The sequence below is a fragment of the Comamonas sp. wu1-DMT genome (genome assembly GCF_040187805.1).
Classification (GTDB): Bacteria; Pseudomonadota; Gammaproteobacteria; order Burkholderiales; family Burkholderiaceae_C; genus Comamonas; species Comamonas thiooxydans.
On record NZ_JBANEM010000021.1, the window covers coordinates 80,061 to 90,174 of the forward strand.

12 protein-coding genes are annotated in these 10,114 nt (G+C 54.7%); 9 read left to right on the forward strand and 3 right to left on the reverse strand.

The annotated features are described in order from the left end of the window. Window positions 1–23 precede the first annotated feature (23 nt). On the forward strand, window positions 24–857 hold the full coding sequence (locus tag V8Z78_RS22895) for an AlpA family phage regulatory protein (protein ID WP_041743979.1): 834 nt from the start codon (window positions 24–26) through the stop codon (window positions 855–857). Window positions 858–989: 132 nt separating this feature from the next. Here the strand turns inward: V8Z78_RS22895 and V8Z78_RS22900 are convergent, their stop codons facing one another. After that, window positions 990–1,754 (reverse strand): response regulator transcription factor, encoded by a 765-nt coding sequence (locus tag V8Z78_RS22900; protein WP_041743980.1) that lies wholly within the window; start codon window positions 1,752–1,754, stop codon window positions 990–992. Between the two features lie 481 nt (window positions 1,755–2,235). Continuing rightward, window positions 2,236–2,442 carry a hypothetical protein gene (locus tag V8Z78_RS22905; protein WP_041743981.1) on the reverse strand — a complete coding sequence of 69 codons (207 nt, stop codon included), beginning with the start codon at window positions 2,440–2,442 and terminating at the stop codon, window positions 2,236–2,238. Here V8Z78_RS22905 and V8Z78_RS22910 point away from each other — a divergent pair. From V8Z78_RS22910 to V8Z78_RS22930, 5 genes are all read left to right on the forward strand, one after another. After that, entirely contained in the window at window positions 2,342–2,965 is a 624-nt protein-coding gene (locus tag V8Z78_RS22910; RefSeq protein ID WP_238554046.1) for a hypothetical protein, read from the forward strand. The two genes, V8Z78_RS22905 and V8Z78_RS22910, sit on opposite strands and share 101 nt — an antisense overlap. Before the next feature lie 375 nt (window positions 2,966–3,340). Further along, complete coding sequence (locus V8Z78_RS22915; RefSeq protein ID WP_041743982.1) at window positions 3,341–3,778, forward strand: hypothetical protein; 438 nt, start codon at window positions 3,341–3,343, stop codon at window positions 3,776–3,778. Window positions 3,779–3,808: 30 nt separating this feature from the next. Next, a complete protein-coding gene (locus tag V8Z78_RS22920) occupies window positions 3,809–4,141 on the forward strand; it encodes a hypothetical protein (RefSeq protein ID WP_012837637.1) in 333 nt (110 codons plus the stop codon). A 799-nt stretch (window positions 4,142–4,940) separates the two neighbouring features. Further along, on the forward strand, window positions 4,941–5,591 hold the full coding sequence (locus V8Z78_RS22925) for a tyrosine-type recombinase/integrase (protein WP_349732219.1): 651 nt from the start codon (window positions 4,941–4,943) through the stop codon (window positions 5,589–5,591). Window positions 5,592–5,603: 12 nt separating this feature from the next. Further along, window positions 5,604–6,209 (forward strand): tyrosine-type recombinase/integrase, encoded by a 606-nt coding sequence (locus tag V8Z78_RS22930; RefSeq protein WP_349732220.1) that lies wholly within the window; start codon window positions 5,604–5,606, stop codon window positions 6,207–6,209. A 522-nt stretch (window positions 6,210–6,731) separates the two neighbouring features. Here the strand turns inward: V8Z78_RS22930 and V8Z78_RS22935 are convergent. Beyond that, window positions 6,732–7,415 (reverse strand): Crp/Fnr family transcriptional regulator, encoded by a 684-nt coding sequence (locus V8Z78_RS22935; protein WP_349732221.1) that lies wholly within the window; start codon window positions 7,413–7,415, stop codon window positions 6,732–6,734. Between the two features lie 207 nt (window positions 7,416–7,622). Between V8Z78_RS22935 and V8Z78_RS22940 the strand changes: the two genes are divergently transcribed. From V8Z78_RS22940 to V8Z78_RS22950, 3 genes are read left to right on the forward strand one after another with little or no spacing between them, the layout of a single operon-like run. Beyond that, window positions 7,623–8,510, forward strand: coding sequence for an ABC transporter substrate-binding protein (locus tag V8Z78_RS22940; protein ID WP_349732222.1), 888 nt, complete (start codon window positions 7,623–7,625; stop codon window positions 8,508–8,510). 11 nt (window positions 8,511–8,521) lie between these two features. Then, window positions 8,522–9,322: an ABC transporter ATP-binding protein gene (locus V8Z78_RS22945; protein ID WP_349732223.1), complete on the forward strand. Its 801-nt coding sequence runs from the start codon at window positions 8,522–8,524 to the stop codon at window positions 9,320–9,322. Beyond that, window positions 9,312–10,022 (forward strand): ABC transporter permease, encoded by a 711-nt coding sequence (locus tag V8Z78_RS22950; protein WP_349732224.1) that lies wholly within the window; start codon window positions 9,312–9,314, stop codon window positions 10,020–10,022. Before V8Z78_RS22945 ends, V8Z78_RS22950 begins: the two co-directional genes overlap by 11 nt. Window positions 10,023–10,114 lie beyond the last annotated feature (92 nt).

Below are 10,114 nucleotides of genomic sequence, written 5' to 3' on the forward strand. Positions count from 1 at the left end.
AACGTTCGAATTCAAGAGGCCATATGTCTAGCGAGAGCACGTCACGTGTCAGCAGAAATGTCATCTCTACGGCTGAGGTGTTGGAACGTACGGCGTTGTCAAGATCGATGCTCTACAAGCTCTTGCGGCAGGAAAAATTCCCTCTCCCCACGCCGATGAGCAACAGAAGCAATGGCTGGTTCGAAGTGGATATCGAAAACTGGCTACAGAATAGCAAAGCAACTCGCCAAGCCAATCTCACACTCCCTCTCATCTACATGGCGGGCCAAATGGGTGCTGCTGAAGGCAATAGAAAGCAGGACAGCGATATCTCCTGCCGGCGGATCTTCGGCGTATCCAGCTTCAATGCTCTCCGTGAGCCCGGCGCTGAAGACATACTGATCGCACCGCCGCAAGAAATGGTCTTCCATGGAACGCGCACGAGGTTCATGTACTCAGGGCCGTGGAAAGCCCAGGAAACCCGTCATGGATACATGCATGAAGCCACCTCTGCTTCGCTCGACAGGGCTCGGAGCGCCGCATATCGTGGTGCTCTTCAAGGCATCTCACGGGCAGATGTTGTGGTGGCGTATCTCGAAGACCTGCAAGCCTATGGCACCTTGGTTGAGATCGGCTACGCACGAGCGGCCAGCAAGAGAGTGATTGTGATTACTTCGCCAGCACTCCATAAGCCACCGCTTAACAACAGCTGGGACAACGGGCTATGGGTTGCCATCCGGGCTGCCGACCGACATATCGAACTGCCCGATCAACCCGGCAGCACGTCAGAAGACCACTGGCGACTGGCCCATGCACACGCGGCAATAACGATTGCTGAGTGGTATCCGAACACGGTGGTTAATATCTCCAGCACCTAGCCCCGCGCTTAGTGGGCAGAGGTTTCTAGTCACCACTGACTTCATATGGCCGAAACCTCACAGTCCAGTTCAACTAACTCGTTGTGTGTCTCGAGAAAGCCTTGCCGCTGAACGACTTCATCTTCGACTAATTTAGATGATGCCTTTCAATACTGCATACCTAACGGCCTGCGCTCTAGTCCTGACCTGCATCTTCCGGTAAATATTTTTTACATGCGTTGATACAGTTAATGCACTGATTTCCATGTAATCCCCAATCTCATGGGTTCTTTTTCCTTGAGCAATCAATCGTAAAACTTCTTTTTCCCGGTCGGTCAGCTTCTCCAGTTTTTTATTTTCAAAAGGAGCTTCCTCGAGAGCAGAGTATTTAAATATCTTTGGAAGAATTTTCTTCGCAACAATTGGAGATATGGAGGCTCCGCCATTAGCCACTTCCAGTACAGCCTGCGAATAACTTCCAAACCATGAGTTCTTTAACAAATATCCAACAACACCTTTTTCAAAGGCCTCAATGGCGATGTCGTCTTTTTCACTGGAGGAAATTGCGATGCTCAGCACGTTGGGCATTCTCAATTGGACCAGCTCCAGCAAATCTGCCCCTTGTCCTTCGCTAAGAGACAGGTCAACGAGAAGCACATCGAACTCCTCGGCCAAGATGCCCTTGCGCGCTTCTCGGTAGCTGGAAGCCTGTCCTACCAGGATTGTCCGGGGGTCACGCATAAGCTCCTGCGCGATCACGCTCCTGATGTGCCTGTCTTCATCTGCCAAGAAAACCCGAACTGGATGGTTCTTCTGACCTTTCATGTCGGATGGCCACGTGTATCCCAGGGCAGAGGAGGTGACTTCGGTGCTGCCTGCATCAAGGTACGGTCCTTTGGGCGAGTCGGAGAGGTACATGGTGACACCCGTCTGTGTAATGGAAAGTGAGAAAGACCTCCTGAAAAATAAGATGGCAGTTGGCAAAAATCTATTGAAAAACAATAACGAATAATAAAGTTAATATTTTTACAATTTTTCACATAATAAATGGGTATTTATTTTAGACGCACGATGAAAAATAGATAAAAACCCTCTATTTTTGAAACACAAGAATGGAAATCTAATTGAATTAAATATTACTTTTTTTAACACTGTAAGAATTTTCCAACAAATGCTATTTATTCAATAGCGCACCATCCATCAAAAGCAATACAAAAATCATATTTTTCTGTTGATTTTATTTTTAGAAAATATTTGGAAATAGGGTATTACTGTTTCTAAGACATTTTCTGAAACTGCATCTACCGGAATCATGTTTTGGAACGTAACCACGGAATCCAGAACTTGAAGACGGTTCAAACTGGCCCTTGCTTCTTAATACCTAGCACTGGTCTCTCGCTCACAAAGTCTCAGTTGTCTTGAACTCGCTATTTAAAGGAATGATCATGAAAAAGTCTCTGATTGCCATGGCGGTTATTGCGTTGGCTGGTGTTGCATCTGCTGCTGTGAGCAGCTCAAGCATTGCAGCCACCAACACGACGTCGAGCGCATCGTCTGCCACGATGTCGGGGGCGGCCAGCTCGGGCAACGGAAGTGCGCTGAGCATGAATAGTGCAACCTCCGGTGCAACCTCCAACGCCAATGCCGCTGGTGGTGGCACTGCTGTAGGCCCTTACGGTGCTGGTGCTGCTGCGGTCAGTGGTGGCGCAACTACCTACGGTAACGTGAAGAGCCTTTCTGCAACTTCGGGCAACGCTGTTGCGGGTGGCGGTGCTTCGACCAACGCCAACGCAGGTTCTGCGGCCCTGGCTGGCTACAGCGCAGGTCCCGTCAGCGGCGGAGCAGCTGGTGTGGCCACTTCGCACACAGCCAACCAAGTTGCCACTGGCGCTGGCCCTGGCGGCGGACTGTCCTATGTGAACAGCAATGCTGGCACGACTTCCGGTTATGGCGCAACTTCGGCTGCTATCTCTGGGCCTAGCGGCGCATGGACCAACACCGGATCAGGCGCAACTTCGGTGGGTACCGTCCATCAGAACGCTGGAGCATTTGGCAATGCTGGCTACTTCTCCAACGGTGGTGGCACCTCCGGTACTGCCGGTGCGGGTTCCGCTGCCAATGCCAACTAAGGAAGCTGTCCCTGGATAGCTGTGTTTGTCCCGGGCCTGGCTGGCCAGGCTCGGGCGACATAGGAGCCAAGCATGAAACTCTCGATAGCTCTGTTAAGTCTTTGCGTTCCTTTGTGCAGCTATGCGCAAAGTGCCGACAGCAGCGCGCAAAGCTCCTCTAATTCCTCTTCCGTAGGGGCACAACAGAATCAGTCGGTCACCATTGTCAATCCGGTTGCGGCTCCTGCTGAAAGTCGATCTGTAGCCACGATGGACAGCAGATCCACTTCAACTTCCGACCAAAAAATAACAACAAGCGGAACGACCACTCAGAACCTGAACAACACGGTATCCGGGACGTCCAAGAACATTGTGGAGTACACAGGTACTTACACCATGAAAAACGTTCCCAGCGTGAACGGCCCCAATCTCACTACCAGCAATGACACCTGCATGGGCAGCAGCAGCGGCAGTGCCAACGGACCTGGCTTTGGCGTGAGCTTCGGCACAACCTGGACGGACGAGCATTGCAAGCGCCTGAAAATGAGCCGTGAGCTCTGGAACAAGGGCATGAAGGCAGCCTCGCTGGCTATGGACTGCATGGATCCCGCCGCTCGCGTGGCACTGGAGATCACGGGTTCGAAATGCCCGCAATCCATGACCGCAGACGAGCGCCGCAACAACTACGGGCCGGATGCGTCGGCACAAGGTAGCCCAAATCCTGCTGCGCCCCCCTCAGAGGCTCAGTCAAGCTTTGCACCTGAGGTCACTCGCCCCTCGGCTATCACTTCTGTGACGTATGATTCGCGTACGGCACAGCTGTATGACAACTAGCAGGAGTGATTCCTAATCTAGGAGGCCGCTATGGGCAAGACTCTAGCTCTTTTAGCGATTGCACTATGCTGCGCTTCGTCTTTGGCTGCACCCGACTCCAGGGCCATCAATGAACCGTTGAGCATTCAGCGTCAGGTCTTCGGCAGCGGCGAACAAGGTGCGACAGGGATGCAGCAAGCCGAGCCAGTGGGTGACTATGGGGTATGGCATGTGCCGCAGTACCTGCCTGGTTACCCTACTGCCGCAACGATCTGGCCCCGCGCCATACCGGTGAAATGCAAGGACAGGCAATGTGAAGGCTATGCGATTACCCCGCAGATGGGGCCAGGTGAGTACCTGTTTTTTGTGCCTACAAGCGAATAGGCTGGTCAAAGGCATCACAGGGCGACAGCACTCGATTAGTGCTAACCGCAAACTCACCTAACAAGGGCGGCTTCGTGCCGCCCTTGTTGATTTGTGCTCTGCAAATACGCTTCCACGCAGTATTTATCTCAATAAGACTGTGTAACCGTTGCGTCGATGCTCTACAGCCTTACCGTGACCTGCTCATATTGGCCGGGCTCGCCACATCGGGTGATCAGGGGGACGCTGTCTGAGACGCCGACTATGAGGCAAAGGAAGGTGGTCGCAATCCTGGGCTATTTGTGGCGTTTGAGCGGTGTTTTTGTATTGCAAAACGATACAAATAACCCGCAGCCACATGCTCGGAAGGCTCTACTTTTGGTAATAAAGCCACGGGGTGGGAGCTGCACAAAGCGTTGTCGGTGTCCTGCAGTGTCGTGTGAAGGGGGAGAAATCGCACCGATTTCGCACCGATGCCTTGAGAGCCGCATGGAGTCAAGTGCGGACGCGGGTTCAATTCCCGCCAGCTCCACCACCATAACGTCCAAGGGCGTTCACTGAAGTCCAGTGAACGCCCTTTTTTTTTTTGGTAAATCAACGACTTGCCTTCCGTAGTCGTCCGCCAAGGTTCGTGGGCATCCGAGGCCAAGTGGGGGTACAAGTGGGGGTACAACTCGCCAAAAGCCTATATTTTGGCTAAGTTGTACCCCCACTTTCAGGCCAAACCCAGCAACCATGCGGCTTGGCGGCCCATATGTTGTACCCCCACCCTGGGGCCGAAAGCGGGAATTTGTACCCCCACCTAGGAAGGCTGTACCCCATGCTGACCGATGCCCACTGCCGCAATGCCATCTGCCCACCTGATCGCAAGCAGGCGCGCTTCACCGACGCTGGCGGGCTGTACCTGCAGGTCAGCCCCAGCGGCTCCAAGCGCTGGTTCTACAAGTACCGTACCGACGGAAAAGAAAAGCAGCTTGCTCTGGGCAGCTACCCAGCCGTGGGGCTGACAGCAGCCCGCAAGGCGCGTGATGTTGCCAAGATGCAACGTGCTCAGGGCAGTGACCCTATCGAGGCCCGCAAGCTGGAAAAGCTCAAAGGCGGGCTCGATCGCGGGGATAGCTTCCAGGCTGTGGCGCTCGACTGGCACGGCAAGCAGGTAGCCGGCTGGAGCGCCGGTCATGCCGAGCGCACCTTGAGGCAGCTGGAGCGCGACCTGTTCCCCTGGCTGGGCCAACGGCCCATGGCTGGCATCGAGCCCATGGAGCTGCTGTCCGTCTTGCAGAAGGTGGAAGAGCGCGGCGCACTGGAGACGGCCGACCGGGCACTCATGCTGGCCCGCCAGATATGGCGCTACTGGCTGCCCACTGCCAGCAACAGCCAGCGCGACATTACCGAAGGCCTGAAAAGCCGCCTCACTCCGTACCATGCAAAGAACTTTGCCGCCATCGTCGAGCCCCAGCGCTTTGGCTAGCTGCTGCGGGCCATGCATGCCTACAAGGGCGGGCCGCTGGTGCGCACCGCCTTGCTGCTGGCGCCCTTGCTGTACCAGCGCCCCGGCAACCTGCGCATGATGGAGTGGGCCGAGCTGGATCTGGATGCCGGCCTGTGGGCCATTCCCAGCGAAAAGATGAAGCGCACCAGGCAGGAGAAAGAAAACGGCGAGCCGCACGTGGTGCCCATGCCCGTGCAGGCGGTGGATCTGCTGCGAGAGCTGCACTCCCTCACGGGCCACGGTCGCTATGTGTTCCCCGGCCAACGAAACCACGACCGCCCTCTGTCCGACAACTCCATGCTCAGCGCCCTCTATGGGCTGGGCTTCGGCACGGAGCAAAGCTGGCATGGCTTCAGGGCCAGCGCCCGCACCATGCTGGTGGATCAGCTGGATCTGGACCCGCTGGCCATCGAGGCCAACCTGGCCCACGCCGTCAAAGATGCCAACGGCCGCAGCTACAACCGCACCAAGTACCTGGCCAAGCGCTGTGATCTGGTTCAGCGGTGGGCTGATTACCTGGATCGTTTACGCGATGGCGTTAACGTGATCAAGCTTTCGCAAAAACAAAGCCAAATGACACACAGCCGAGTGCAATAAGCGCGGGGCTGTGTGCCTTGTTTGTTCAAGACGTAGCTGCATCGCGATCTATCGATCGCCGCTCCATAGCGGCCATCCGAGCATTGACGCCGGCGACTGTTCACTGACGGGTTTTAGGTGAGCAGTGGACAGTGGCCGCCAGTTGCAGGTCGATAGGTTGTTGGAAGTCCGTTTTCACGGCTTATGAACAGGTGTTGCTGACCCATTGCAGCCGTTCATACCCTATGAAGCAGCGGTTGCTGTGCGCCCTTTGCAGTCGTGCGACCTAGCCTGCTCACGCGCCCTATGCCGTGGTAGGTGCTTTTCGCCGAATTGGTTACGCCGGGATGCCATGAACTGAGAGATGTTGACCCGATGATCTGATACCTATGCGCCAAGTCTACTGTGTGTCCCTATCCTCGTATAGCACCGAGCTATGGCGTGCTGCCAGCCCGATTTGCCTTCGGAAGCCCACTCTGCAATTCATGCTGAGCTTTCATAAAGAGCACCGGTTTAAATGAAGCCTGCAGATGATGGATTTGCTCAAGGTTGTGTGTCGCAGAAAATCTCAATCCAGCGATAACCCAGGCGAATCTTCTGTTGTGCTTGAAGCTCGCGCAGTTCGACGTTGACTTTTTGGCGAGACGCTCCAACGGCATGCGCGAGATCACCTTGAGAGATGAGAAGCACGACATTGCCGTGAACAGGCTTTCCGTTTTCCGCTGCTATGCGTTGCAACGTTGCCCAAACTCTCGCATTGAGCGTCTCCTCCGCCCTGATAAAGATCATGTCGAACAATTCGTTCACGCGCAGGCTTAGTGCACGTGCAACTGCCAAAGATGCCAGAGCATCGTTTGCTAAAACCTCGAGCAAAGGCTGACTTGGCAAGATTAGAAGTTCGACGTCTCCGGCTGCGACAAGGTCTACCGGCACAGGCGCATTTCCCAACACCGAACTAAAACCGCTGATTTCGCCTGGTTCCATCCAGCGCGTAAATTGCTCGGCCCCTCCTTCGGTGTAGCCCACAGAGCGCAGACGTCCTGACAACACAACCAGCACATGATGTGCAGAGTCACCTCTTTTCTGTACGAGTTGGCCGTCGTGAAACGTTCGCTTGATGCCAATGGCACGAAGCCGCTGCATAGAGGGCTCAGGGAAGTTCGCCAGCCAATCCACGCGATAACGGTCACCCGATAGACGCCTAGGGAAGTCGAGCTTGGTGTTCATCCGAACATTGTCACCTGAGGCGCAATTCAATTGGCTGGTCGATTTTTAAATCCGTTTGCATACCGATTGTCGTAACGCTCTCTCCAACGGAACGGATTCCCATGATTCGAAAAAAAATTGATCGCTCTCGCTATAGCTTCTGTATCGGCGCTATCTACTTCGGCGATGGCTCAGTCCACCGTCTTGCGCATACAGGACTATCCAGGCTTGGGCAACTTTCTAGTTCGTGTCGCCAATGCGAATGGACTCTGCCCAAAGCATGCCATCACGTGCGAATTGCGCAGCATTCCGCAGGCTCCGTTAGCGATGCAGACACTGCTGGCGGGAGATCTCGACGTCGCATTTACGCCTCCGGAGGTTCTTGTTCAGGCGGTGAACAAGGGGGCTGCAGTCAAAGCGATTGGCAGCGGAGCTCGCGGGCCCACATTCTTCCTCATGGCGGGAGCTGGCTTGGATACGCCCAATGCGGCCAAAGGTTATCCGGCGGTCATGCAGGATTTCAAAGGCAAGAAAATCGGTGTTACAGCAAGAGGCAGCGCAGCCGAGTTCCAGTTGGTGAGCCTGATCAAGGGTGCAGGCATGTCTGCCCAGGACGTCACGATTGTTGCGGTCGGCTCGCCCAACACAGCCTTTCCTGCGATCTCGCAGAAGCAGATTGATGGGCTGATGCTTTTCACCCCGATGGATGGCTTTTGCGAGGTGTCGAAGGTCTGCCGGATGGTGGTTGACCCTCGGAAGGCGCAAGGTCCCAGTGATGTCCTGGAGACCAACGGAGCCTCGATGCTGCAAGTCGTGCGCGATGAGTTTCTTCAGAAGAATTCTAAGGCGATAGAGGGGTACCGAAGGGCCATGATTGAAGCGAGTGAGTTTGCGCAGAACCCCGCAAACTTTGCGGCGCTGCTCAAGATTGCGCAAGACACCTTCAAAATCAATGTTCCTAATGGAGACCAGATTCTTGAGGTCTCGCTGCGTAACTCTTTGCCCTCTTTGCAATTTCCTGTAGACCCCAAGGCGTTCCAGGATACAGCGAGGTATATGCAACGTACAGGCCAGATCAGCAAGGTGGTGGACACCTCTACGCTGCTGGTGCAGTGAGCGGAGGTGATATGCCCATTCCCAATGCTCTTGCCTCCAGAGAGCCTGCGGTTGCCGTAGATGGCCTGCATTTAAGCTTCGGCGGCAACAAGCCGGTTCTGGTGGACATCTCTCTGAATATTGCCGAAGGCGAATTTGTCTCTCTCGTTGGCCCAAGCGGCTGCGGCAAGACAACTTTGCTAAATCTGTGTGCGGGCCTGGTCGAACACACGGGTTCCGGATCCATCAAAGTGATGGGTAGCTCTCCACGATGCGGCAATCCCCAAATCGGCTACATGCTCGCGCGCGATAGCCTTTTGCCATGGTGTTCCGCCTTGGAAAACGCCGCCTTCGGCTCAAAGGTCAGAGGGCAAACCAAGGAACAAAGCCTTGAACGCGCACGAAAAATGCTTGCCGAGGTGGGCCTTGCAGAGCATGCCAATGCATTGCCTAAGGCGCTTTCACACGGCATGCGTCAGCGTACTGCGCTTGCACGGACATTTGCATTGGATGCACCGTTGCTCTTGATGGATGAGCCATTTGGAGCACTTGATGCGCAAACCAAGTTGCAGCTTCAAGATTTGCTTCTGCGTCTCTGTCATCAGCACCGACAAACGGCTTTGTTCGTAACTCACGATTTGGCAGAGGCTGTTGCCGTTTCCGATCGTGTGATCGTGATGTCGTCCCGGCCAGGACGCATCATTGCAGACGTGTCGATTGACCTACCGCGACCTCGCTCAATTCGTGAATTGCAAAAGTCGACACGTTTCCACGAACTCTATGCGACTCTCTGGTCGCAGCTTGAATCGGGGTGGGTACACCATGAAGGCTAATCGACTGCAGTGGGTGCTCTTGCACATCGTTTTCATAGCCTTAATGCTGGGATTTGCCGAGATCGCTGCTTCGCGTAAATGGGTTGATCCGACATTTTTTGGCCAACCGAGTGGAGTGCTGGCCTACCTTAGGGAAAACGTAAAAACAGCGAAGTTCTGGAGCGACCTAGGCTGGACTCTGACAGCGGTAGCAGCGTCTTTCGTGCTGGGCAGCCTGGCCGCATTCGCCGTTGGACTCATTTTTGTTCGCTGGCCTGCGATCGAGAGATTCGCTGACCCCTACTTCAACGCGCTTAATGTGATGCCGCGCATTGCTCTGGCACCACTGTTCATCCTGTGGTTCGGCCTTGGAATAGGCAGCAAGATTGCCGTTGGCTGCTCGCTTACCTTCTTCATCGTTCTCTCTGCGACTGTAGCTGGCATCCGCGGGGTGAGCCAAGACCACTTGACGTTATGCAAGACGTTGGGGGCGAAAGCCGGCACAACGTTCTTCGAGGTCACCTTGCCTGGTGCGGTCCCAGTGATCTTTTCAGGCCTCAGGTTGGGGTTGATCTATGCCCTGCTCGGCGTTGTCGGAACTGAAATCATCGCAAGCGAAAAGGGCCTGGGTCAAACCTTGGCCTATCTTGGCTCCACCTTCGATATCAATGGCGTTATGGCTCTCCTGCTGGTACTCGCATTGCTAGGGGTTGGCTGTTAATTTCCACGCAAAACTGACCCGCCATTTCCATCTCAAACTGACCCACTCCTTGACTTGAGCCGTAAGGCTCAAGATGTGGATTAGGTTTTGTT